This window comes from Sphingobium sp. RC1 (assembly GCF_059738765.1).
In genome coordinates this window covers 183,935-208,549 of the sequence record NZ_AP027307.1, presented here as the reverse complement: position 1 = coordinate 208,549, position 24,615 = coordinate 183,935, and the positions used below count along the sequence as shown (strand labels likewise).

General features: G+C 57.8%; 21 protein-coding genes. 15 read left to right on the top strand and 6 right to left on the bottom strand.

The window, feature by feature from the left end:
- Positions 1-292: 292 nt before the first annotated feature.
- The 3 genes from AC6JBC_RS14055 to AC6JBC_RS14045 form a co-directional block, all read right to left on the bottom strand.
- Positions 293-1,417 carry a replication initiator protein A gene (locus tag AC6JBC_RS14055; protein WP_449470506.1) on the bottom strand — a complete coding sequence of 375 codons (1,125 nt, stop codon included), beginning with the start codon at positions 1,415-1,417 and terminating at the stop codon, positions 293-295.
- Positions 1,418-1,493: 76 nt separating this feature from the next.
- Entirely contained in the window at positions 1,494-2,570 is a 1,077-nt protein-coding gene (locus AC6JBC_RS14050) for a ParB/RepB/Spo0J family partition protein (protein ID WP_460989872.1), read from the bottom strand.
- A complete protein-coding gene (locus AC6JBC_RS14045; RefSeq protein WP_449470508.1) occupies positions 2,567-3,763 on the bottom strand; it encodes an AAA family ATPase in 1,197 nt (398 codons plus the stop codon). The genes AC6JBC_RS14050 and AC6JBC_RS14045 overlap by 4 nt, the downstream gene beginning before the upstream one ends.
- Before the next feature lie 652 nt (positions 3,764-4,415).
- Here AC6JBC_RS14045 and AC6JBC_RS14040 point away from each other — a divergent pair.
- The gene (locus AC6JBC_RS14040; protein ID WP_449470511.1) at positions 4,416-4,805 is read left to right on the top strand and encodes a DUF3768 domain-containing protein; all 390 of its coding nucleotides are present in this window, start codon (positions 4,416-4,418) and stop codon (positions 4,803-4,805) included.
- 126 nt (positions 4,806-4,931) lie between these two features.
- Here the strand turns inward: AC6JBC_RS14040 and AC6JBC_RS14035 are convergent, their stop codons facing one another.
- Both AC6JBC_RS14035 and AC6JBC_RS14030 read right to left on the bottom strand, forming a co-directional pair.
- Positions 4,932-5,282: a hypothetical protein gene (locus AC6JBC_RS14035; protein WP_449470512.1), complete on the bottom strand. Its 351-nt coding sequence runs from the start codon at positions 5,280-5,282 to the stop codon at positions 4,932-4,934.
- Entirely contained in the window at positions 5,279-5,506 is a 228-nt protein-coding gene (locus AC6JBC_RS14030; protein WP_460989871.1) for a hypothetical protein, read from the bottom strand. The genes AC6JBC_RS14035 and AC6JBC_RS14030 overlap by 4 nt, the downstream gene beginning before the upstream one ends.
- Before the next feature lie 90 nt (positions 5,507-5,596).
- On the opposite strand from AC6JBC_RS14030, the gene AC6JBC_RS14025 reads away from it, so the two are divergent.
- The 4 genes from AC6JBC_RS14025 to AC6JBC_RS14010 all read left to right on the top strand — a co-directional run bounded on the left by AC6JBC_RS14025 (position 5,597) and on the right by AC6JBC_RS14010 (position 9,876).
- Entirely contained in the window at positions 5,597-6,541 is a 945-nt protein-coding gene (locus AC6JBC_RS14025) for an ArdC family protein (protein ID WP_498026107.1), read from the top strand.
- 59 nt (positions 6,542-6,600) lie between these two features.
- Entirely contained in the window at positions 6,601-6,897 is a 297-nt protein-coding gene (locus AC6JBC_RS14020) for a hypothetical protein (RefSeq protein ID WP_449470516.1), read from the top strand.
- On the top strand, positions 6,894-7,049 hold the full coding sequence (locus tag AC6JBC_RS14015) for a hypothetical protein (RefSeq protein ID WP_449470517.1): 156 nt from the start codon (positions 6,894-6,896) through the stop codon (positions 7,047-7,049). The genes AC6JBC_RS14020 and AC6JBC_RS14015 overlap by 4 nt, the downstream gene beginning before the upstream one ends.
- A gap of 895 nt (positions 7,050-7,944) precedes the next feature.
- Complete coding sequence (locus AC6JBC_RS14010) at positions 7,945-9,876, top strand: ParB/RepB/Spo0J family partition protein (protein WP_498026106.1); 1,932 nt, start codon at positions 7,945-7,947, stop codon at positions 9,874-9,876.
- 163 nt (positions 9,877-10,039) lie between these two features.
- On the opposite strand, the gene AC6JBC_RS14005 is transcribed toward AC6JBC_RS14010, so the two are convergent.
- Positions 10,040-10,429 (bottom strand): hypothetical protein, encoded by a 390-nt coding sequence (locus AC6JBC_RS14005; protein ID WP_449470290.1) that lies wholly within the window; start codon positions 10,427-10,429, stop codon positions 10,040-10,042.
- A gap of 581 nt (positions 10,430-11,010) precedes the next feature.
- Between AC6JBC_RS14005 and AC6JBC_RS14000 the strand changes: the two genes are divergently transcribed.
- The 10 genes from AC6JBC_RS14000 (at position 11,011) to AC6JBC_RS13955 (ending at position 24,416) form a co-directional block, all read left to right on the top strand.
- Entirely contained in the window at positions 11,011-11,334 is a 324-nt protein-coding gene (locus tag AC6JBC_RS14000; protein ID WP_449470292.1) for a single-stranded DNA-binding protein, read from the top strand.
- 367 nt (positions 11,335-11,701) lie between these two features.
- A complete protein-coding gene (locus AC6JBC_RS13995) occupies positions 11,702-12,436 on the top strand; it encodes a ParA family protein (RefSeq protein ID WP_449470293.1) in 735 nt (244 codons plus the stop codon).
- Positions 12,436-13,320 carry a ParB/RepB/Spo0J family partition protein gene (locus AC6JBC_RS13990; RefSeq protein ID WP_449470294.1) on the top strand — a complete coding sequence of 295 codons (885 nt, stop codon included), beginning with the start codon at positions 12,436-12,438 and terminating at the stop codon, positions 13,318-13,320. The genes AC6JBC_RS13995 and AC6JBC_RS13990 overlap by 1 nt, the downstream gene beginning before the upstream one ends.
- Positions 13,321-13,483: 163 nt before the next feature.
- On the top strand, positions 13,484-14,044 hold the full coding sequence (locus AC6JBC_RS13985; protein ID WP_449470296.1) for a hypothetical protein: 561 nt from the start codon (positions 13,484-13,486) through the stop codon (positions 14,042-14,044).
- Positions 14,044-15,138 (top strand): relaxase/mobilization nuclease domain-containing protein, encoded by a 1,095-nt coding sequence (locus AC6JBC_RS13980; protein WP_498026105.1) that lies wholly within the window; start codon positions 14,044-14,046, stop codon positions 15,136-15,138. Before AC6JBC_RS13985 ends, AC6JBC_RS13980 begins: the two co-directional genes overlap by 1 nt.
- Before the next feature lie 213 nt (positions 15,139-15,351).
- Positions 15,352-16,440: an AAA family ATPase gene (locus tag AC6JBC_RS13975; protein ID WP_498026104.1), complete on the top strand. Its 1,089-nt coding sequence runs from the start codon at positions 15,352-15,354 to the stop codon at positions 16,438-16,440.
- Complete coding sequence (locus AC6JBC_RS13970; RefSeq protein WP_498026103.1) at positions 16,346-18,802, top strand: S8 family peptidase; 2,457 nt, start codon at positions 16,346-16,348, stop codon at positions 18,800-18,802. Before AC6JBC_RS13975 ends, AC6JBC_RS13970 begins: the two co-directional genes overlap by 95 nt.
- Positions 18,803-19,384: 582 nt before the next feature.
- Positions 19,385-22,711 (top strand): hypothetical protein, encoded by a 3,327-nt coding sequence (locus tag AC6JBC_RS13965; RefSeq protein ID WP_498026102.1) that lies wholly within the window; start codon positions 19,385-19,387, stop codon positions 22,709-22,711.
- Entirely contained in the window at positions 22,708-23,175 is a 468-nt protein-coding gene (locus tag AC6JBC_RS13960; protein WP_498026101.1) for a response regulator, read from the top strand. The genes AC6JBC_RS13965 and AC6JBC_RS13960 overlap by 4 nt, the downstream gene beginning before the upstream one ends.
- Entirely contained in the window at positions 23,172-24,416 is a 1,245-nt protein-coding gene (locus AC6JBC_RS13955; RefSeq protein ID WP_498026100.1) for a phosphorylase family protein, read from the top strand. Before AC6JBC_RS13960 ends, AC6JBC_RS13955 begins: the two co-directional genes overlap by 4 nt.
- The last annotated feature ends 199 nt before the right edge of the window (positions 24,417-24,615 follow it).

The window sequence follows — 24,615 nt, the reverse complement described above, 5'->3', positions numbered from 1 at the left end:
CATTTCCCACCCGTTCCTGAAATCCCGGCTTGAGCACACAATGGGTACGCTCTGCCAGAGACACAGAACGAGCAGGGCCCACCGACTGCGAAGACAGCACGCTGGAAAGCAAGGATCTGTAGAAAGTGACGAGATCCGCCTAACTGAAGCGAAACCGCTGGATCCTAGCCAAGAATGAAGAGGGGAGTGGGCGCCTGTTGCGCCGGCAATTCAATCGTTTCCCGACGCGTGGGATTTCAGGAACGCCAACGTTCGGTGTGAGGGAGGTGAAGCGTGGCCCTTCATCAGACAATCAATTCGCTGGGCGTTGCTTCGCGCAAAAGGAAGCAAAGATCGTGGTTATATTCTTCGCGTCGAATGCAATATCGCGGGACTTCAGGAACGACCGGAATTCATCTGCCACGACTGAATGATCACGCTGCGGCTGTGGCAGATTAGCGCGAGCAATGGCTCCGAACGCGCTGTAATTGATCTGCCCTTGTTCGGGAAAGCGGATGGGCTCTTCCTTGTCGGCCTTAGGCGTCTTGCCAGGTTTGGCGACGCCATTATCAGAAGCGGGAGAGGGGAGGGCACCTCCCTTTGGGTCTAGATCGCGTCGCACCATACGCAGCATCGGCTCGCCCTCTTCACGGTGAATCAACTCGAGGGCGTAGCCTGGCAGCCCATTCTCGCGCACGATTTTGGCCATTTCGAACTTGAACCGGCGATAGTCCCCTTCTGCTCCTGACTTCTCGAAAAGCGTCGGCATGGAGATGGAGAAGCCCTCGGCACCCGCGCCGCCAGCATGCTTGCGCGCAACGCGATAGAGCCAACGCTCGCGACCGCCAGTCAACGAAAAATAGGCCGGATCGATCGCCAGAACGCCGCCCTCCATTAGGACGCCGTCATAGAACCATTTGGCAAGGGTAATACGCATACCATGGACCCGGCCTTTGCTATCCTTGAGCTGGCTGTGGCTGTCGATCCAGGAGAATGTTGTCTCGACGGCGTCGCCGGAGCGGATATTCGTCTTTACGGTCGTCGACTGCAATCGGTCGAGTGCATTTCCGAGGAGCTCATACTCGCGACCGCCCGCATCACGTTTCAAAGTAGTGAGCATATCATAGGGCACGATGTGCAGGGTCTGAGGGATATCATTCGTCCCTCGCCGCTTGTGCTCGATCAACACCGACGCGCAGTAAATCAAGATGTCGAGATCGTAGATAGTTGCCAAGCCGTATTCGGAGTTGGCGCTAACGTGCACCGTCACCTTCCGATCGGGACTCACATAATCGATGGGTTTCAAGCGCTTGCGCTTAGAAAGCGAGAAGAAAGGACGCTCCATCGTCTCGCGCTGGTCGCGCAGGGGCAGGGTGGTCAACTGCGGAAGGAACAGGTCGACCTGATTATCGTCACTGGGATCCTTCTTCGAGGGCATCTTTGGTCCTCAACCAGATGTTTGAGTAAAACGGGTTTTACTCTCACCTAAGCGCATGTTCTAAAAGATAAATCTGTCACCGAGACGAGAATTTGGCAGCTTCGATAACCGGCCGTAAGGCCCTCAATATATCGTCGATATCGACGGCCCTTTTTGGGTTGATCGTCAGCGTGATCCCCTTGGATTTGCTGTCGGTGATGATCTGACCGATCTCCTCTCCATCCGCCGTAGCTAGTCTCGGTCTACTCTTAGGCGCAGCTTTCTTGACGAGCTTGGCGCTGGCGCTTGACAGCCGCTGCACGATCTGAGGCCCATCAATTGCCGGTTCGCCGGCAGCTGCTCGGCGGCGCTGCTCCTTCCCGATCGCCAGCGCCTCCTCGATGATTGCGTCACGCAGGTCGGGCTGCTTAAGGAGTGGAGAGAGCTTCATGCCATGCCGAACCTTGAGGTCCGACATCGTAGCAAAGGCCTCGACTACCTCAGTAGGTAGCTCGGCAAGCTGAAGGAGATTATGGAGATTTTGCTTACCGATCGCCAGGCGTTCGGCCATATGCGCGCGCACGCCATTATAGTAAGCGTCAACCGCATGCTGGTAGTTGCGTGCTCGCTCCAGGTCCGTGACATCCTCGCGCTCGCGGTTTTCGATGTCGGCGAGGCGAAACGCTCCTTCATCGTCCAGTGTCTCAATGCGTGCAATGAGATCTATCTGCGCGTGGTGATTGGTGCGGAGCCAAGCGACCGAGAAGTGGCGCCTTGTCCCGACAATCAACTCGTAAGGTTTCTCGCCATCGGGCGTTCGGCGGATGACTACCGGCTCTCGGTTGCCGTTTTCTTCCTTGATCGATTCAATGAGTGAAGCGCAGCGCTCGTGGGTGAGGCGCTCATAATCACGAGCATTGCCCGGCCAGACGGTGCATTCGTCAGGTCGGATCCTAATCGTGGGTCGTTTGACCGATCTGGCGATCTCGTCGAATGCCACACCGCGCCGTTCAAGGAAGGAGGGCGCGGGCCCTTCCGATTTGCTGGGGAGAACGGGTCCAGCCGGAGCTTCCGATGCCAGAGACTCCTGCTCTGCGGGAGGCTGAACTGCATCCAGTGAATCGATGGCGTTAGCGAGAAGGCTGCGGCGCTTGGCGCCCGAATTGCTGCTCATGCGGCCTCCGTCAGCCTATCAGTGCCCAGTTGAGCAAGGCGCGAAGGCCATTGCTTGCAGATATCCTTCTCAAGCTCGCGGAAGACCTCATTCAAATTGTTGCGGCAACGGATATAGGTCTGATGCGAGCCGTAAGGCTTGTTGATTTCGTAAATCGAAGACATCGCGATGCCCGCATTTTTGATTTCTTCAGACAACAGGATCGGTGTCGATAGCATCTGGCCCGCATAGGTCTTTTCCATGACCTGAAGCATTTGCGCTTCATTGGTTCGATTGGGCTGGAACATGGTGCAAACGACCCGGATGAACCCATAGTCGATGGAATTGTCGAATTTGGATACCAAACTCATCGCCTCGCGGCAGGTCTGCATGAAATGGATGGTCGAGAGATAATCCAGTTGGCGTGCCGGAACCGGAATGAGAAGTCCATCTGCAGCACTCAGCGTATTGACTCCTAGGAATCCCATGGCTGGTGGCGGATCGAGAATAATCACGTCATAGTCTTGACGGACCTCTTCTAGACCTACTCGCAACATGCGGAATGCGCCAGCAATGGCGTGCGGGCCTTCCTCAATTGTGGCCGTAAGCTCCCACTCGGTATCCTGCAGCCCCAAATTGGCCGGGCAGATGTCGATGTTCGGCCACGCAGTCCGCTTGATTGTCTTCCGAAAGGAATCCGCTTCATCGATGCGCGGCGAGAGATAGTTGGAAAGTGTGTGCGTCTCGTCGACCAGATCTTCCAGATTGACGTCGAACATGACGCTCATGGAGGCTTGGGGATCGCAATCAACAACCAATACGCGATAGCCTCGTAAGGCAAGATAATCGGCAAGGTGCTTGGAAGTGGTCGACTTGCTGACTCCGCCCTTGAAATTCTGGACTGCTACGACGACAGCCCGCTCGTCGGGTAGTTTGCCAGCCTTGATGCCGAGCGCCTCGCGGATCGCGATGAGATCCTCAACCGTATAGTAACGGCGGCCATTACTGGCGGTCTTAGGGGAGGGGAGGCGACCGCGGGCTTCCGCCTTTGCAAGCGCTTCAGGCGTCCGGCCGAGAAAGTCGGCGGCAACCGACGCGCCCATTGTGATGCTCAGTGTTTTGCGATCGGAAGGGTCGATCGCTGCGCGGCGCAGAACGCTCTTGGCATTCTCGCAAGACGTTATCATCGTGTCCAAGATTTGACCGGACAACATCGGCGAACCCCTCATCGCATCATCGAATCAGGGCGGTTCGCCAAAAATAGTCGAATTTCACCCTTTATCCCGGACAGATACGTCAAAACCGGGATGGTAGTCAAATGGTCATCAAATTTAGCCGAATGGCCCGACAAGGTGCTCAACGCGACCATGTTTGAGACATCGAGGGGCCGCCTTGTCGTCTGTTTCGGAATGTTGCGGAGCACTCATCTAATTTGCGCACTATAGCTGACTAGGACGCCCATCGGATTAAAAGACGATGGGCGTCCTAGTTACACGGGAGACCCATTCAAGTCATGACGGCAGGGTAGGGGCACGAGCTCCCATCCCAAGGCTAGAAACCGATCCCGCGTGAACAGCCATTCCAACGGCAAAGCGGAGACGGCAAGCCGCCGCGCCCATCCGTTATCGGGGCCTGTTCCGGCCCCCTGGCGCAAGGGCCTGGCCGTCGGTTCCGCTGCGCGGCCCCGCTTGGTGATCGCGGCGGTATCCCCGCCTTCCTGCGCTGGCGCTCCGTGCAGCCGGGTGATGCCCCTCCCGCCGCGATCAGCCCTCAATTGCGCCATTCCCCGACCCGCTTCGCCAGCAGGCAGAAGCCGATGGCGCGCCATCGCCTTCGGCTCCATCTTTCAGACAAGGGATAGACGACATGACTCACGAAAACGCGGCGGATCAAGCGGTCAAGACCGCCACCATCGCCGCCCTCAATGATGCCATGCGCCACAATATCTACCGGATGCAGGGCTTCAACCAGATCGTCGTGACCGCTGGCATTTCCGCCATGATTGGCGAGGTTGCTCAGTGGACCGCCTATCGTCGCCAGTGCGAGCTTCTCCGCCTCGTGCGGGAATATAATGATTTTTCCGAGGATAATGATCCCCATGATGAGCGTGATTTTGGGGCCTTCGATTGGGAAGGAACCCGCTGCTATTGGAAGATCGATTATTATGATCCCAAGCTCGAATGGGGATCGAGCGACCCGTCCGATCCCGCGCAGACGGCCCGCGTCCTCACCATCCTTCGCGCCGACGAATATTGATCCCGGCACCGAGCGCGACGGCCAAGGCCGTCGCGCCGGACAGCGTCAGGATGATCCATGCTCTCACCCACAAAAACGGCGCGCCCGCCGCAGGCGACGGGCGCGCTTGGGTGGTGGATTTCCTTTTTATCGGTGCGCGCGACCTGTGCCGACCAGATCGAGCGACACCGCATTGGCCGCCGGGGCCGCGCGCTCCAATGTTGCGCGCAGATCGTCGCGCGAGACCATGGTGAGCCATTGGCGACCATAGCTGCGCGCCACCATGAAGAAGAGCTGGCCGTGGCAGCCCACCACCTGGCATTGGTCGAGCTGGTCGACGGGCGAGGCGGATGCGCCAAAGCGCAGCGCCTGGATGGCGGGATCGACCCGCAATTGCAGGCCGCACGCCCGGCATTGCGAGCGGACCAGCGCATTGGATCGCGCTAGCCGGCTCCAGCTAGTGGACCAATGTGGGAAGATGCGACCGATAGGGCTCATAGGCCTAGCAGATTAGGCGGCTGATCGATCTGCGACAAGCGGAGGCGGCATGGCCGCCGCGCCTCATTGTAATTTCCGGGGCCTGTTCCGGCCCCCTGGCGCAAGGGCCTGGCCGTCGGTTCCGCTGCGCGGCACCGCTTGGTGATCGCGGCGGTTTCCCCGCCTTCCTGCGCTGCGCTCCGTGCAGGCGGGTGATGCCCCTCCGCCGCGATCAGCCCTGACATGCGCCATTCCCCGACCCGCTTCGCCAGCAGGCAGAAGCCGATGGCGCGCCATCGCCTTCGGCTCCATCTTTCAGACAAGGGATAGACGACATGACCCGCAAAACCGCAGCGCCCCGCACCAAGGCCGAGCGCATCGATGTTTACGAGGAAGTCACCAACCAGATCATCGCCATGTTGGAAGCTGGCACCCGCCCATGGTCGCCACGCTGGGCATCGGGCGCGGCCTCGCTTCCGCTGCGCCACGAAGGGACCGCCTATCGTGGTGTGAATGTGCTGCTTTTGTGGTCCGCCACCATGACGCACGGTTACACCAATCCCTATTGGATGACATATCGGCAGGCCAGCGAACTGGGAGGGCAGGTCAGGAAGGGGGAAAAGGGAAACCTTGTCGTCCATGCCGGAAGCTTCACGCCCAAGGATGAGGAAGCCGGGCAGGAGGGGGCAGGGGAGGGCGAGAGCGAAGACCGCGCCCGCAGCTACCTGAAAAAATATGTCGTGTTCAACGTCGAGCAAATCGACGGCTTGGACATGACCAAATATCCCGTTCCGCGTGTCGAAGTGAAGAACCGCGACCAGCGCGACCCAGAACTGGAGGCAGCCTTTGCCCGCTATGGCGTTCCTTGCAGCGAGGGCGGCAATAGCGCTTATTACAACCCGGCCGCCGATAGCATCCGCATGCCTGCCTTTGCTGATTTCGTGAGCGGCAATGCCTTTTACGCCACGCTTGGCCATGAGACAGTTCACAGCAGCGGCCATAGGTCACGGCTCAACCGTGAAACCCTCTATGACTATGGAAAATCAACGGAAATCCGGGCGGCAGAAGAGATGGTCGCGGAGGTCGGCGCAGCCATGCTTTGCGCGCAGCTCGGCATGGAACCGACCGAGCGCGACGACCATGCCGCCTATATTGCCTCGTGGCTGACCGCCCTTCGCAACGATAAGCGCGCCATCTTCCGCGCCGCGACCGCCGCGCAGGCCGCCAGCGAATTCATCCTTGCCCGGATGGCCGCGCCCGACATCGCGCGCGCCGCTTGACCCCGATCGGGCGGACGACGGCGCCGCCCGTTTCTTCGCTTCTTCTGAAAGATTGACCGATGCCCAAAGCTGCCCCCAAGATCGAACTTCGCTGGCGTGACGAAAATTATGGCGCTGTCCATGCCGTTGCCGCCTTCCGCAACTATGGCGGAACCTGCGATTGGAGCGAACAAACCCAGCAGCGCTTTCGCTGCTGCCTGAAACGCGCGGGCTTTGCCTTTCATCATCGCCGTTGTTCGTACATCGCGTCGCAAGGGGAGGGCGCGACACGCAAGCGCGCCTTGTGCGACGAACTTGCCCGCGCCGGTTTCACCATCACATTGGGCGATGTCCGACCGAAGGAAGAGCAGCCATGAGCGCCTCGGGCTTCCGCCATAATGGCGGGCCGCCGCTCGATGATGGCGCGGCGGCAGCGGAGCCGCCCCGCTTGCCAGCGGATGCGGCATGTCTGCGCTGTGTTCACTGGCATCCGCCCAGTGAACGGGAAGAGTCGGATTATCGCGCATAGCAGGGCGGTTATGGTCGTCGTGTCAGGGAACCGAGCGGTCATTGCTTTCGCGTGATGCACCGGCGGAATTTCAGCAGGGGGATTTGGACTTACGAGCGCCTGGCAGCCGGCGGGAGCTTGAAGGTCGCCAAAATCTAATAGACCTAACCATATAGGGTCGAGGGGGGACGGCTCCCCCTGAGCGCGAGCCGCGTTCCGCGTCTCTCACTACCCCCTGATGCGGGGGACACCCCCGCAACGCCCCCCATTTCGGGGAATGCGCCTCGTGAAGCGTGATTAGAACTGAATGCGGGTCATTTGTCCGCCGACCCAAAATCATCGGGCTTCCCTCCCAGACTCCGGCTGGTTTGCTGAAGTAGCTTCACGGCAGAGTGCCCGCCGCGAGCTCGGTAGAGAATCGCTGGATCACCGTAGATTTCGCCCTGTCGGCGGAATGTTCATATCATTTGACGCCACCGATCAACGTCGTGATAAGTTCATCGATCTTATTCAAGTCATGATAGGCAGACATTGTGCTATGCTGTGCTTCTATCGAACAGAAGAACAGTCGGTCATAACCCTCGGCTCTGTGGCAAAAATCCATCCGGGTAGATTGATCCTTATCGGCGACTTAATCATGAGTGCCACGCAATAATCCTTGGCTGGCGAACACGCTGCCAAAATCTATCAAGGTCGCGTACCGCAGCATTCCCGCTGTTTTGTTGTTGGGGGAGAGGGGGCGCCGCCGCCCTCTCCCCTGCAACGGCAATCAGCAGGACCGAGGCTCGCTTACGCTTCGCGCGCTGCGCCCGCACCACTCCTGGCAGATTCCCGTTGCCCCCCACACCCCTGCTGCTCCGCGCGACCTCGGGTTTGCAGCAGCTGCTGCAAACCACGAGCCAATGGAGTGAACGACATGATCCAGTATATCCCTGCAAACCTCCTTGTTGCGACCCCGGTCAACGTGCGCAAGGTCAAGACCGGGATCGACACGCTGGCCGCCAGCATCGCTTCCAGTGACGGCCTCATCCAGAACCTCGTCGTCACCGCCGCGCGTGAGGACGGCAAATATGAGGTCATTGCGGGCGAACGCCGCCGCCGCGCCATTGCCAAGCTCATCAAGGACGGCATCTGGTCGAAGGATGCTGAAATTCCCTGCAAGGTCGGGGAAGCTGAGAACGCTACGTCCATGAGCTTTGCTGAAAATGCGGAGCGCGTTGCGATGCATCCTGCGGATGCTATTCGGGCAATGGGGAAGCTTCATCAGGAAGGACATAGTGAGGAAGCGATCGCGAACCGCTATGGGTACGATCCTCGTGAGGTGCGCAAATATCTTGCCCTCGCGGGTGTCAGTCCCAAGGTGTTGAACGCGCTTGCGGCGGACAAGATCGACCTTGCCTGCGTTCAGGCCTTTACCCTTACGGACGACCATGCCCGCCAGGAACGAATTTTGAAGCGGGCAAGCAATGCCTATCAGGTGCGCGAATTACTGACCGAAGAAAAGCTCACGACCCAGCACAAGCTGTTCAAGTTCATCGGCATAGATGCGTATCGCGATGCGGGCGGCACCATCACCGGCGATCTTTTTGCACACGAGGGGGAGGGCTATGCCGACGATCCCGAACTGGTGGAGCGGCTTGCCGACGAGAAGCTCGACGGTCTGGCTGATGCGGCCCGCGCCGAAGGATGGGGCGACGTGGTTGTCGGCCTCGAAACCCCCTATAACAGCTATAGCTGGCACCGCCTCTACGGCGATGAGGCGACCCGCAGCGTCACGCAGGCCGAGCAGGCGAGGATGGAGGCGCTGACAGCGAAGCGGGAGGCGCGCGTTGCCGAGATTGGAGCAGGCAGAGATCCCGACTTCGACCCCGAATATGACGATGTCGTCATGGAGATTGACGAGGAAATCGAGCAGATCGGTACCGTCGAGCATCATTTCTCTGACGAGGCGAAAGCATCGGGTCGGATCCTCATGGTGCTGGGCCATCAGGGGCAGATCAACATCAGCCACTATAGCATCAAGGCGCAGCGCGCCGTGGCACATGACACCAACGGCTTGCCTGCGCCTCGTCCGCTCTATGATGCCCGTATGACGGAAGAACTGACCCGGATGCGAACCATGGCTCTCCAAAGCGAGGTTGCCAGCAATCAGCCGCTCGCCTTTGCCGTGCTGCTCGACGCGCTTCTGCCGATCGTGACGGAACGCTTTGCTGCCGAACATGCGGTGGAGCTTCGAGTTGGGACGGACCTTCAGGAGCCATGCCAGCATTTCGATTATAACAGCATGGAAATGGCGTCGGCCTTTGACGGCGTGGCGGATTTGATCGGAGCGGCCCCCAAGCATCCTGCCCATCGTTTCGCGTGGATCATGTCGCTCAGCGAAAAGGACGTGCAGCGCATGCTCGCGGCATGCTCCGGGGCGCTGCTCAACGCCACTCAGAGTAAATATAGCTCCCGTGAACGGCTCGAAAGCGCCAACCGGATCGCACGCGCGGCGAAGCTCGACATGCGCAAACATTGGGAAGGCGGCGTCGAATTTTTCGGCCGGATCAGCAAGAAGGCGCTGCTGTCGGCGCTGACCGAGGCATGTGGTGCGGACACAGCGGAAAATTGCGCGAAGATGAAGCGTGACACTCTGGCCCAAAGCTGTGCGGAGCGCATCCCCGGTCGCGGATGGCTGCCGCCGGTCCTTATTACGCCGGACGAACCCGAAATCGAGGCAGTAGATGCTGCTGTCGAGATCGAGGGGGGCGAAAGCCAAGACGAAACTCGTGACGGCGAAGAGTATGCCGAGGAAAGCCTCAATGCCGCCGATGCCTTGCCGGACATCGCCCTAGCCGCCGAGTGAACCAGCACTGGAGCCGTCCCTGGCGGGGCGGCTCCCCTCCGGTGTTCGCGCTGAAATCTGATCGCCCTGGCCGGCTCGCTCGCGTGCCGCGCAGACCCTTCGGTCCGCACGCCGCTACGCCTCGCAGGACCGATCAGCAAAGAAGTGTCTTGCAGACTGCCCATTATGTCATGCGCACCGGGATTGGGCAAACGATGAGCGGCACCTCCCATTTTTTCGCGGCCTCCACTCCGCCTTGCTTCGTTCCGGCCGCGAAAAAATCGGCTCCTGCGCTCCCCGCTTCGGCGGCAGTGCCGTCGTTGACCCAGACACGAGCCGCATGCGCGGCGCTCCTCAAAAAGGGTCGAGATGAGGAGGCACATATGACCATCAACCATCCCGCCATTTTCACCGCACAGCCCACCTTATCGCGGCTTTCGTCCACGCCGCGACCAGGGCGCTCAGCAGTTTTTATCCGCAACATATCATCCGTGATGAGGACGGCGGTTTCACGGCGATCGGCGAAGGCGATTATGGAGAGCGGATGTCCTGCATCAGAGGCCGGATCGTTCATTCCGTACCTGCGCAAACTGGCCGACAGCTACTGATGCAGCGGGACGGCGGCGACGCTCTCTCGTTTCCGTTTTTCGCGCCGATTGGACCGGCCGGGCATCGAGCCCGGCAAGTCCATGGCCTTTGACTGGCAGGCGCCACACGGCAATTTGTCCGTTCTCTTTGTTCCAGCCTGCGCTCGAGATGCTGGCATTATGCCAGAGCCGGATCTGTGCCCGGTCGGATTGCGTAAGCGCTCATTTCGCATGACTGCCACATTCACATTGGTCGTGACGCGCACCCAGTGTTCCAGATGGTGGTCAGGCGCCGCCGGACAACACCTTGGTCCGCTTCCGCCCCAGCCTTGAGCTACACTGATGCTTTTGAACGATATTCTGTGTCGATCGCCCTTGCTCAACCGCACAATTCCTGTTTGCGATGGGGACATGGTCGCAGGCCGCCTTCTACGATCAAGAAAATAACCGCCCTATAGGGCTACGGTTTCCGCGGGGCGGAGCCTCCGTTTATTTTCTGGATCGCGTCAGCCTTGCTCCCTTCAAGACCCCATCAGGAATTGGCCTGATCGAGCAAGAGGAATGTCCCATGCAGAACATCGCTGAATTTCGCATCATTGGCCGCGTCAACAAGGTTACAGAGCATAACAAGGTGGCGAAGATTTCGGTCGCCGCCAATTACAACCGCCAGGAAGATGGCGAGTGGGTCACCGACACCCACTGGAATGAAGTGACGATCTTCGGCCGACTGATCGAGCGCGCGACCAAGATCGACAAGGGAGACCTGATCCACGTCACCGGGCGAGTTCGGCAGAACTCCTACGACACGACCGACGGCAAACGCTACACGGTTGAACTGATCGCTGACGGTCTGGCGGTCCTCGCAAAGGCCAGCGAAAATCACGACCGGTAAAGGATCGGGGCCGCTTTGGCGGCCCCCAACGGCTTGCCCGGACAAACGAGGCCATCCTTTAAGCCTTTGAATCCTATGCCGCATTCGTTGAGTTATCTTCGCCATGAGCTTATTCTATGCGCCAGTGCGGCTCATCGTCGGCTGATTGCTCGTCCATGGGCGGCGGCGCGACGAGGCCGCGCCGCCGCCGGGCAATCTTGAGGAGGTCGAAGGACATGAGCGGTGTAGCGCAAGCTGGCCTTTTCTTTTTCTTGCTGTACGTCGTCATGTTTCTTGGTGCGGGTAGCAAGAGCAGAGGCCCTCGGATCCGCGATGAGGATGCCGAGACCTGGTGGCATGCCCGCCAGTCATGGTGGAATGACCGCCGATGAAAACGATCGCGGTTAACATCGAGAAGGGCGGCGCGGGCAAGACCACGATCGCCTGCCATCTCGCCTGGCACCTTGCCGATGCTGGGCACCGTGTTCTGGTGCTGGACCTTGACCGGCAGTGCAACGCCTCGACCGCTCTGCGCGATTTCGAGCAGCTTGGCTCGTGCAAGCCGTTGTTTGAGCCGGGTTATGTCGCGCCAGAGGGATTGCAGCGGGCCATATTCTCCAACCGGATGGCTGGAGAATATGATGCCGACTACAGCAAGGCGCTGGCTTGCTTCCGCGCAAATTTCCCGGCGCTGAGGGCGGCCTATGATTATTGCGTGATCGATACGCCGCCAGCGTGGAGCTGGATCAATTTTGCAGCACTGATGGTCTGTGACGATTTGATCGTGCCGGTTGAGCTGGGACCGTTTGGACCCGATTCCACCAAGCAGCTTTCTAATTCCATTCAGACCGTCAATCAGCGCGGTCGCCAAACGCCGATCCGGATCGCGGGATTGGTCGCGAACCGGGTCAAGGCCAATGATCGCAATCAGCAGGCGATGCTGGCTGAACTGAAGGCGAAGATCGGTCGTAACCTGTTTTCCACGCATCTTCCCGACCGCGCCCATTACAGCCAGGCCGTACAGGCCGGTGTCCCGGTCTGGCGGTTCGATAAGGATGTACGATCGTCCCTGCCGCCGATGCAGGCGTTCCTGGACGAGGCATTGCAGAGGATTGGCGCCTGATGGATTTCGGCAACTTCGACATATTCGCTGCCAAGGACGAAGTTGCCCAACAGCAGAGGGTGCTGCTGCTCGAACCGCGGCAGGTCTATCCCGATCCCCATAATGTGCGGCGCGCGATCCGATCGGAAGACATTGACGCACTTGCCGAAACCATCCGAGCCAGAGGGCAGTTGCAGCCCATCATCGTCGCGCCGGCGGATGATGATGGGCGCTACATGATTCAGTTTGGCGAGCGGCGCTGGCGTGCGTGCCTCCAGCTCTGCCAACCCGTCCGCGCCATCATCCGCGAAGTTCTGGATGCTGGCCAGATCAGGATCGATCAGTTCATCGAGAACGACCAGCGCGAACAGCTGTCCGTACAGGACATGATCGCCTTCGTTGCCGATCAGGTAGCGTCGGGCACGAGCGTCGTTGATCTCGCCCGCGCCACAGGTCGGGACCGGGCGCGGCTCTCCCGTCTGCATAGCCTGGCATCGGCACCTGATTACATAGCTGCCCGCCTGGATGATATTCCGGTCCGCGGCGCCATCGCATTGATGAAAGCCGCCGCCAACGATCCCGAAACCGTGATGGCGTTTCTCGATGCCACGCCTCCAGGCTTTGTCACGGTAGCTGGCTGCGAAAGCCTGTCACGCCCTGCGCTCGTGCCGCCTGGTGATCTTGAAGCTGGCACCGTCGCACCGGTACAGCAAATCTCCCAGGACGCCCGCCCCGAGCTCGCAACACCGCAAATGCAGACCGAGCCGAAGCGGTCCGGCCCGGGAGCGGAGTGCCCCGATGGAGCACGCGCTATTGTGGTCGGCGGCAAGAGTGGCCGCCTGGTTGAGGCGCTGATCCACTTCGAGGGCGAAGACCAGCCGCGCCTCGTCCGCTTCGATCGTTAAATCCCAGCTCCCCTTCTTTTCCGCGTCCTTAAGCGTTCCGGCCATGGTAGAGGACTGTGGCCCGCGCCACAGATTCGCATGATTTTATAAGGGGTTGCTTTGATGGCAGGATAGGGGTTAGAGTCGCAGTTGTAACACAGTGGCATCACCGCAAGGGACGAGGATGACAACTGCAAACACATCTCAGGATGGCAAAGCGCACCTCACCATTCGGCTGGACCGGGCCACGCTCGACGCATTCGACGCGCTGGCCGCGGGCAGGGGAGGGCGCAGCGCCCTGCTTCGATCTGTCCTGTCGCAGGTTCTTCGGCAGGCAGGCTATGCGCCACTTGTGCAACCCCAAGCGGAGCGCAGCACCAACCGGGTCACCATCAGCCTGACTGATGCAGAGATGGCGGTGTTGGAAACACGGGCGGCGGATCGCGGAACGGATCGCGCAGGGTGGGTCAAGGCCCTGACCCGCCGCCATCTAGGCCTGAAGGGCAGTATCGACGCGGGTTTTCGTGAGAACCTCGGCCTGGTGCGCAAGCAGTTGCAGCGGATCGGCCGCAATCTCAATCAGGCCACGCGCGCTGGCAATGCGGTAGCGCTGGCCGATAATGGGCTGCAGATTGAGGGCGAGCTTCGACGCATCATCGAGATGCGTCAGGAGGTCAACGACCAGATCGCCGCCCTGGGTGAAGCCCTGCGCGGCGACCTCAGCTATTGGAAGGTGGCTGACTGATGTTGTTCGGCGAGCGCGAGGACGAACTGTGGGGCGTGCTGAAGCCGGTCTTCAAGCCGCGTGTGTTTGGCGATCCCAATCTCAAATATGCCGAGCGCCTGCTGAACCAGAAGGGGTTCGGCAAGGATGTAGGACAGGTGGTGGTGCCCCGTACAGACGCCCGTTCCGTGCTGGCCCGCGTCGTTCGAAAAGCGCCCGAGGTGCTGGTGAAGGTGACGGGCCGCAAAAAGGGAGCGGACCATCTTGGTGCTCACCTCGCCTATATTGGACGTAAGGGTGAGATCGCGCTGGAAACCCGCGACGGCGAAGTGCTCACGGATAAAGCGGATGTCCAGCAGCTCGCAGAGGAATGGTCCGAACCCATATATTGGCGCCAGCGCGCGACGGTGTCCGCGGTGTCCATGGTTTTTTCGATGCCGGAGGGCACCGATCCCGAGACGGTCAAGCAGTCGGTGCGCGAAACCGCGGAGCGGATGTTGGGCGACAACCATGATTATCTGATGGCGCTCCACACCGACACGCCGCGTCCGCACGTGCATATGACGGTTGAGGCCGAGGGGATGGACGGCAAGCGGTTCGATCCCCGCCGGGAGGATCTATTCAAATTTCGGGAGGCGTTTGCCGAAGCCCTGCGCAGCCGCGGTGTTGAATGTGAAGCGACGCCACGGTGGACACGAGGGCAGGGGAGGGCTGGCACCAGCATGGCGCTTGCGCAAATGCGGGAGAAAATCCGGCGTGGTGTGTCGAGGCAGCCGACCGAAGCCGACTTGCGACAGGCTCGGGAAGCCCTGGCTATCGCTACCGGCAAGGCAACACCGCCGCCATTTGTTGCTCAGGCAAAGCAGCGTTGGGCCAGCATCAGAGAACAATATGAAGGGGCTGCCGCCCGCCTGGATGGTTCGGAAGATCGCCGCGACAAGGATCTTGCGCGGGAGCTTCGATCGTTCCTGAAAGATCGACCATCCATTGAAACCGTGCCTGATCGTGCGTTGAAGGATGCGGTCGAGCGAGTGCGCATTGCTGCTGATCGAAAGCGTGACGAGGAAATGCCATCTCGGCCTGCAACTAACTTACCCCCTGACCGAAGCCGATGACATCGGGCGGTTCCGAGGCTGCGATCTTTTCATGCCGGTCAGGTTTTCGGCAGGCAGGGGGACATTCGCGACGGTCCGGTTTGTAGTAGGGAATGAGGGTAAGCCGCCGTTCCTCGAGCCCACAAAGGATTGACGCAACACATAGTTCCTGCGCTATCTAAATAGGCAAATGAGGGGGGTGTATCGCGAGCAATTCCGCGATAGAAAATGGACATGGCATCAGCGCAGCAACTCATAGGTCTCGTAAAGAGCCACGCGGAGGGGGATTCCGATCGCTTCTTCGATCTCGCGATGCAGCTCTCCGCTGCCGAGGAGCAAAAAGGACATAAGCGGCTCGCCGAAACCCTGCGTCAATGGGCCAATGCCGGCCAGACACCGCCGCGACCAGCTTCGCGAACGCCCAACCTCACGCCGATCGCTGCGCCTCGGGGCGATCTCGCGCAATTCCTGTTCGCCTCCTATCCGAGCGAGCGGTTGAACAGCGTCATCCTGCCTCCTCTGATCGAGGAGGAACTCTCGCACATCGTCGTCGAGACGCGGATGCGCGAGAAGCTTGAGGAAAAAGGTCTTAAGCCTAGGCGGCGCATTCTTCTGTCCGGGCCTCCAGGCACCGGCAAGACCATGAGCGCCCATGGCCTCGCCGGCGAGCTTCAATTCCCGCTCTTCTCGGTGATGCTGCACGGCCTCATCACGAAGTTCATGGGTGAAACGGCCCAGAAGCTGAAGCTCGTTTTCGACGCCATCAAATCTACGCGAGGCGTTTATCTGTTCGACGAGATCGACGCCCTTGCAGCAGCGAGAGGCGACGGAAACGATGTCGGCGAAGCGCGCCGCGTTCTGAACTCATTCCTCCAGTTTCTCGACGAGGACACCGGCCCCTCGATCGTGATCGCTACCACAAATCTCGCCGAGATCCTTGATCGCGCAGTGCTGCGTCGGTTCGATCTCGTTCTCTCCTACGAGCTGCCCGATGCGGTCGCGATCCGCGAGGCTCTCCAACGGCGTCTGACCGGGTTCTCCTACACTCGCCTGTCGTGGAAGAAGGTCACCGACTGTGCCATCGGTCTATCGACGGCTGACGTCGTAGCCGCGGCCGAAGACGCCGCCCGCCGGGCCGTACTTGGCGATCGGAACATCATAACAACGCTTGATCTGGTAAACTCGCTGGAGCGCCGTCGCTCGCTACAGGGGCTAGGAAGAGGCGCGAATGCCACGGAATCTACGTCACTTTCTTCTGAAGGACCTCGGAAAGGCGCATCCGTTTCGAGCAAAAGGCGGGGGCGGCGGCAAATCGCCGAGTGACGTCCTCAATCGGTCGGGCCACGCACAGGCTCTGCTTCAAGCCATTGATCTCCTCCCCCCGATAGCGACCGACGGCCTTCCCGGCGTTTATCTTGAGGTCAAAGGGCGAGCCAACGAACCGCTGGCGAAGGATAGTCTGGGATCGAGCGGCATCGCGCTGTTGCGTAGCGACGCCGAGGTCAGCGAAGCCGGTACGATCGAAACAGCAACCGTTTTCGCCACGGCAAAGGGTGTCGAAAATCTCCGTAAGAAGATCGAGCAGTTCGAAACGGAAGATACGCCCGACAGGGAAAAGGATGGCCAGCTCATCCCTGGTCGGCCTAGGAACGCTAATCTCGTGCAGAGCCTGGCAGCTATAACCGAAGCTGGCCTGCGGGCGCTCTGGCGTGGTCCGCAGGACAAGTTTCCGGCGGATAATGGTGGGACGCACTGGGAAATCTGGCTGGAGCCCGAAGGAGCGGACGCCTTCATTGCGCATGCCGCTGCCTATCAGGTGCAGATCGGAACCGATCGTCTGTATTTCCCGGAAGATGTGGTCATCATAGGACAAGCAACGCGCGATCATATCGCCCTTGCCGTGCGACGGCTTGGTGCCGTTCGCGCTCTCGCCGCGCCTGCGGCGACCGCCGATTTCTTCGACGCAATGGACGTGCAGGAGCAAGTTGCCTGGGTTGAGGACCTTTCCCAGCGAACGACCTATACTGGGGGAGCGAACGGTGGCTATGTCACCCTGCTCGATACGGGTATCAGCCGTGCCCATCCGCTGCTCGCTCCTGTGCTTCTCGCACAGGACCGACATGCCGCTGATCCTGCTTGGGGGCTGGAGGACATCAAAGGCCATGGAACTCAGCTCGCCGGTCTCGCGCTCTTTGGCGATCTGACCCTCAACCTGCAATCGACGATGCCGGTTACGGTCTCGCATCGGCTTGAATCGGTGAAACTGGTGCCGGATGCAGGAGTGAACCCGCATCACCTCCTGGGCGTTATGACCCGCCGCGCGATCAACACTGTCGAGCAGACTATTCGCAGACGGACCTTCACAATGGCCGCCACAACTGACGAGGACACTCCGCATGACGGTGCGCCGACGTCATGGTCGACCGAAGTCGACCAGCTTGCCGCCGGCGTATCGGGCGATCGCACAAACCCACGATTGATCCTGGTGTCGGCCGGCAACACCGATAATTTCAAGTTCAATGCGGATCCTTATCTCGATACCTGCGACCATCCCGACAATGAGCTGGAATCACCGGCGCAGGCGTGGAATGCGATCAGTGTTGGGGCCTACACCGAAAAGACGATGCTTCCGGCGGCCGACGGCCTCACTATCGTTGCGCCTTTCGGCGATCTCTCGCCCAGCTCCCGAACAGCATCGTGGTCATCGACATGGCCACTCAAGCCCGACATTGTCCTTGAAGGCGGCAACTGGGCTGCCGGCACAGTGCCTCCGCCCATGCGGCATAGCGATCTGTCGCTGCTCACGGTCCATCATGCCTATCCACAACGCTCGTTCAGCCTCACCTATGACACGAGCGCTGCGACGGCGATCGCGGCCAAACAGATCACCGAGTTGTGGTCGGACTATCCGCTACTCTGGCCCGAAACTATCCGAGCGCTCTATGTGGCATCCGCCCGCTGGACGCCGCAGATGCGCTCGCACCTTCCCCCGCAATCGAACAAGGGCAGCTATGCGCGGCTGTTCCAACGCTATGGTTACGGGGTGCCCGATCTCGACAGAGCCCATCGCAGCGCGTCCAACGCCCTGTCACTGATCGTTCAGGACGTCATCATTCCTTACGGCCTCTCGGAGAAAACAGGCGGAGACGTCCACAAGGAGATGCGGCTCTTCACGCTGCCATGGCCGGTCGAGGAGTTGCGCAAGCTCGGCAACGCGGAGGTGACGCTCAGGGTCGCGCTCAGCTCCTTCATTGCCCCCAATCCCTCCGAAGCATCCCGCGGTTCGCGTTATCGCTACGCATCTCACAACCTAAGGTTCAAGCTGAACCGCGCCGGCGAGAATGCCCAGCAGTTCATGGCCCGCATCAGCAAGGCTGCCGAGCCGGCCGGGCCTCAGGTCGATGAAGATGATCTGTGGGACTTTGGAAGCAGCCGACGCGACGTCGGCTCCCTCCATATCGACCAGTTGACGTGCAAAGCGTCGGATCTTGCCCGCCGCAATCTCCTGGCCATTCATCCAGTCGCCGGGTGGTGGAAACACACTGCAATCTTGAAGGACGGAGAACCGCAGGTTCGCTTCGCTCTTGTCGTCGAAATCGATACGCAAGGGGTCGAAGCAGATCTCTATGCCGAGGTGCAGACGGCCGTCACCGCTCTGAATGCGGCTCAGGCCATCATCATCTAAACCATACCACGTGTATCGTTATGGCGCCGATCAATGTCCGCTTCAGAGCTGTTGGCAGGCAGAGCTGGTAGAGATACATCCACTGCCTTGGTTTCATCGGGCCCTCTGCGACCGAACGGAAAAAGCTGGGTCGGGGACCTTTTGCTCGGTTAGCTTTGCGACGTGAACAGAGATTAGCTGTCACTCGCCTCGAATGGCCGCTTCCAAGCTCCTTCCAAGGGGACTTCCTGACATCGGCTCTGGATAAATTCCTGCGCTCACCTTTCCCTTGGCGGAAGGACCACCCGCCGCTGTGGGCCAAAGGAAGGAGAGAAGGAAAATACCAAGATAACAAGGGTCTCTTTGCCTTCCCCTAATTCTTCAAGCAAGCAGAGACTTGATTTCTGCAAGAAGGCGAGCCACGAAAAAGCTCGGCAATAGGGGATAGGGCAGCTGTTGAAACGTAAAAGCGGGAGGAGCGCGAATGTAGGCAACTCGCCGGAGTTTGCTAAGCTTCGGGCAGAGATCAGGCGTCACGGTAACGTGATGACCGGGTTAGCAGCGTTTAAGCTAACTGAGGACGTAGCTCGCTTTCGACGGCTGATGCCGCATGCATTGGCTCATCGGGTATACCGACAGCTGATTTGGCCCAATGAAGTTCCCAAGTCTGCGGGTGATCTTTGGCGCGGTGGTATTCCCGTTCAATCATCGTTTGAGGCTGAATTAGAATGGACCGTCCAGTCTCTTCTGGTACAAAGCGTAAAGATCGCAGAATTTCTTCAGTTTAAGCAAACATGCGAGCGCTTGTATCTGATGTCGGAATCAGAACGGCTGCTTGGCTTACTAGATGAAATAGAAAAGAAATTTGGCATTTCGTTGTGGCTGATCGAAGCAAAAATAAACGCCATCCAGGCTGCCTCAGGACTGGTAGCGCAGAGAGAGTATGCCAGTAGCATACTTCGGGACAGTTCTGTTCCAACAATCGCTAGGTACCTCGTCTCTTGGTTCAGCTTCAGAAGCGAGGAGAATCTGTCGGCTCAGGAGTTTGAGCGATTAGTAGATAGCTCAATTTCAAATAAGTCTCAAGTATATAACCTCGTCCGCATTGTTCTTGGCCTTCAGCAGAGCGTAGAAAGTGAACATGCTGCCCAAGCAATAGCTCACATCGACGGTCTTACGCCAGTTGATCGATACTTTTATCTAATATCCATTATTCAAGCGGTAATTTCTCTTGGAGATTCTACAGATCAAGCAATCATATTAAATGCGATAAAGCCGCTCAGTGGCAGAATTCCAGATACGCAATTACTGAGGTTAGTATCTGTACTTAGCGGAATTGAGAGGAAAGAGAAGCATAGGCTTATTCCTGCGCTCGACGCCTATTGCGAAGGCGATTATGAGACCGCGATAATTAAGGCCACGAACTTAGCTCGCGAAGAAGCCTCGGTGGATGCCTTGATCATAGCGGTCAGGGTCGAAGCAGTTAACAATAATTATTTTGAGTTTAGCGAGTCTCCCGCCTCACTTTTCGGGCGAATAGCAGCTGATTTGTCAGCGGTTACAGCGGCGAGCGATGCCGCCAGCGAAGCTGAGGCGCGGCTCGCCAAGATTCGAACTTCCAGCCCAAATGCTTCGTGGGCGTCGTCCATCGACCTTTTCCTCAGGCGCCAGCGACGGGATGAACGGATACATCAACCCACTCCTCAGCAAACCTTCGCTGCTCTACGGGCAACAGAAGAAAATCCATTCTTGGCGTACTGTATGCCAGGAAGCTTAGGTCCAGCGTATCTCGTTTCGACTTTCTCTCAGCACACTTCAAGCCCAGCGCTGAGGGAAGCTCAAAGTCTCTCGAATGATGCTGGGCGCGCACCTGCAGAGGTAAGCGACGCTAGGGCTGCACGCATAGGGGCCATCAGCGCTCTACGAGCGGGTGACCAGGACCGCGCTGAACATCTTCTACAAGATTTTCTGACACATGAAGCCTCATCAATTGAGAAGCTTGAAGCCAACCTAATGTTGGTTGAAGTACTGCTTCGCAAGCGTCAACTTGAGGAGGCTTGCGGCGTCTCCGTCAACCTAATTCTTGAATCAGCGTATCTAGCGCGGCGGCTTCCGCTCGAACGAATCGTCACCGCGCTGGCTGAATGGGATCAAGATGCTGAGAGATCGGACCGCGTCTTAGGGCGATTATCGATCGTTCTCCTCATATATTTGTACGGAAGATATATCGCAGCAGATTTTGAGGAACTGGGTAATGACGCATTCCTTGACTTCCTTGACCGAGAAGGCGTTGAGAAACCGTCCGATCTAGATGCTGCTCGATTCTCAAACGACAATTGGCTGGTTTATTTCTTCCATCATGCCTCGGCCCCTGACGCTCTTGACCAATGCTTTGCCCTTCGTTCGACGCGCGATGTAGAGGATGAGCGAGCACGCATAATCGTTCGGTGCGTCGACATGTATGCGGAAACGCAAAAGCCAGGGCCGCCTACATTGCAGGACGAGTTGCAGCAAATCCGTACAAAACAGGTGATTAGGGACACAAGCTTCAAGTTAGATCAAAGTAAGATCTTTGTCGATGTCGATGGCATCCAGAGTTCCTTGGGAACCGCCATGCGAGAGAATTGGAACCGATATCGCTTGATTGGTCTTCAACAGGGTACCGAAGGCGGATTGAACGAACTGGTCAAAGGCCTTGAGGACGCACTCGGTCGTAAGCTCGCCTTAGTATCAGTCTCCCTTCCGATTACTGAACGAAACAAGTTATTCGAGCGCATGTTTCGTGAAATCCGCGATCAGTTTGCTACAAGTAAGCTGTTTGGATTGGACGCGAACCTAAGTACAAATGTACGACATGGATATATTTTGAGGGAACTCCGCGGTCCCTTTGTGGCAGCATCGCTGGTGACCAATCTTATCAGCACTGAAAGCGGTTATAGACCAAACAAATATTGGCTCGACCGGATGTTCTCGGACGGGAGCGACAGCCGCCAAGAGTTCCAAGAAGTTCTAGATCGATTTTCAGCCAGAGTCGATGAAGAGATCGAGCGGCTCACTCGTCGGCGCATCCGTATTTTTAGTGACGCCAACCCTGATGGTTTGTTCAATTTCGCGGTCAGCGATATCGACCTCCAACTCCTGCAGAGCAGAGTAGAAGGCATCGAGACATACGAAGAATTTCTGAAAAGTACGTTTGAAGTCCTTTGGGTAATCACTGACTTAGGTTTAAATCGCGTTAAGCAGTGCCTGCATAACGAGACATTGCTAACCTTCAACACCGCCCTTGACGAACTACAAGGGGAGGCAGACTGCCTACTTACATCTGAGCAGAGTTCAGCATTCGAGCAAGCGATAAGTCTGGTGCGCCCCGAAGTCAGTGCAGCTGTAGAAAGGGTGTCGAGTTGGTTCGCTCTTTCGACATCCCACGAATATCAAGATTACCCCCTTCAAATCGCCTTCGATGTCGGCTTAGCCACTGTCACATCTTATTTTTCGCACCTAGATATTCAGGCTTCAATTCGAGGTGCCAAAGAAATCATGATGGCAGGCTGGACCCTTCCATCGTTTGCTCGCCTGTTCCTGCTTCTGATGGAAAATGCTGCGCTCCACGCCGGCATTGCCGAAGGAAAGCTCGTCGTAGACGCGGCAGCCTCAATCAACTCAGATTTCCTCGAGATTACGATATCGAATCAGCTGGCAGACTCTATCGATCGCAATGACCTTGAACTCACGATACAGGGTTTGAACAAGAACTTCGGAAGTGAAGCAGCAGAGAATTCGGTCGGAACTGAGCGAGGGTCGGGCTATCCTAAGATTTGGAAGATACTTCGTCATGATCTACGACGCGACTACGCCATTGACGTAAAATTGAGCGACGACAGCGAGTTTCGAGTGGATATCTATCTCAACAAAGATAAGGTCGTGGTATGAGGCTTTTGATTATTGAAGATGCTGAAGAAAAGCTGAACGACCTCGTCGGCTGGGCGAGCGATAAGTTTCAAAATCTTCACGTGGTTACCGCGAAATCCCTTCATACTGGGAAGTCATCCGCAATCGACCCCAGTATTGACCTCATTCTTCTTGATATGACAATGAGAAACTACGAACGAACGCCGGAAGAGGAGGGAGGGAGACCGCATGCATTTGCGGGACGCGAGATCATGCGGAGAATGCATCGGGAGCGGGTCAGAACGCCTGTAATTGTCGTGACGCAATTCGACCGGTTTGGTGATGAGGATGATTTCAAAACACTTGCCGATCTCAAGCAAGAACTGCGGTCGAGGTTTCCTAATTATGTCGGAACGGTTCAGTATCGTTCGAATGTGGATGAATGGCGGCAAACTCTTGAGTTGCTAGTTGATAAGGTCGTTTTCGGCAACGAAGGTGAGAAATGATAACAGTTTTGGTGGTTGAGGACGACAACGTTAAATTCGGTCAGATAAAGCAAGTTTTGGTTAGCTCTGGAGTTTCTGAAGAGCGCATATCCCACGCGAATAATTCGGTCGACGCATTTGAGATGTGTAGGAGATCTCGATATGATATCTTGCTGTTAGATATCAATCTTCCCAAAAGGTACGATGGCGCGGCCGCTCGTGGTGAGGGGATCGCTCTGCTTCGCCGCATCGGCAGAGATCCCGAATGCCTAAAGCCTAGGTACGTGGTTGGTATCACTGCGTACGATGATGTGGTGACTGAATTTGGGGAGGAGTTTGCGGATCAGCTTTGGAGCCTTGTTCATTACTCCGAGCAGTCTGATCGGTGGAAGGGGCAGGTTCGTGGTAAGGTTGAATATGTGTCAGCGCTTCGTCGGTCTGATAATTTCAGCGATGGAACCACGTATGGAGTCGATGTAGCAGTAATATGTGCCTTAAGCGATCCTGAGTGGGCAGCCGTTAAGTCGCTTCCATGTGACTGGCAGCCTTTGCGTGTGGCCCATGATCACACCCGTTACATAGTAGGGACTATCGAAACCTCAACAAGGCCGATTTCCATTATATCTGCCGCAGCTCCTAGGATGGGGATGCCTGCAAGCGCCGTTCTTGCCTCGAAAATGGTTTCCACCTTCCGTCCCCGCATTCTGGGTATGACCGGCATATGCGCGGGGCGAAGCTCTAAAACCAAACTCGGCGATGTTGTGGTTGCTAATCCTGCGTTCGACTGGGGTAGCGGAAAAATCGATTCAAAGGATGGGCGGCCTCGCTTTAGACCATCTCCTCATCAACTGGAGATGAATACGGACCTGCATGGAATCTTGGCGGAAGTTTTCTCAGATCCATCGTTACTCGCGCGGATTAGAGCGGAGTGCCCCCCTGCTCCTGAACGCGGGAACTTAGAGGTGCACTTCGCCCCCATAGCTTCTGGAGCAGCTGTGGTAGCGAACGCAGGCATATTCGACGAGCTACTTGACAACAACAGGGACATCACTGGTCTCGAGATGGAAGCTTACGGAATTCACGTCGCCGCGGTGGGATGCGCAAAACCACGACCACTTCCGCTCGTGATGAAAGGCGTCTGCGATTATGCAGACGAGGACAAGAGTGACGACTACCAATCGTTTTCAGCACACGTGAGTGCAAGATGTTTCTACGAAGCGGTGCGGGCTTTGTACACATCGAACAGGATCGATGAGATCTGAGAGTATGTCGGATCCTCCAAAATCGATGTTCTCGCACATAACTGTTTTCAGCCATGTCTGTTAAGAAACAATGCTTTTCGGCATTTTTATCTGGGTTGCGAGGTGAAACCATGGTCCGATATTCGCAGCAACCTCTTTATGGGATGGCGCTCGACTGATTAAGGGCTACATTTGCTGCCTACGCCTGGTGACTGTCATT